The organism is Mucilaginibacter limnophilus (assembly GCF_004005815.1).
Taxonomy (GTDB): Bacteria; Bacteroidota; Bacteroidia; order Sphingobacteriales; family Sphingobacteriaceae; genus Mucilaginibacter; species Mucilaginibacter limnophilus.
This window is the reverse complement of record NZ_SACK01000039.1, coordinates 1-254: the sequence shown is the minus strand read 5'-3', so window position 1 is coordinate 254 and position 254 is coordinate 1. Positions and strand designations below refer to the sequence as shown.

At 44.9% G+C, this 254-nt stretch carries 1 protein-coding gene; it reads left to right on the top strand.

Annotated features, from left to right (window positions below; genetic code table 11):
• Window positions 1-2: 2 nt before the first annotated feature.
• Window positions 3-254, top strand: a 252-nt coding sequence (locus tag EOD41_RS20580) for a transposase (protein ID WP_240663524.1), incomplete at its 3' end; no start/stop codon positions are given.

Below are 254 nucleotides of genomic sequence, written 5' to 3'. Positions count from 1 at the left end.
CTATTATTTCCGAAGCACAGATCGTAAAGGCCATCAAGGAATATGAAGGCGGCCGTGAGCTCAATGATGTATGCCGCGAACTGGGCATTCACAAATCCACGTTTTACAACTGGCGAAAGAAGTATGCCGGCATGGACAGTCAGGAGCTGAAACGGCTGAAAGAACTGGAAGAAGAGAACCGCAAGCTTAAACACATGTATGCAGAACTGGCTTTGGATAATAAGATGCTAAAGGACGTTCTTTCAAAAAAGTTC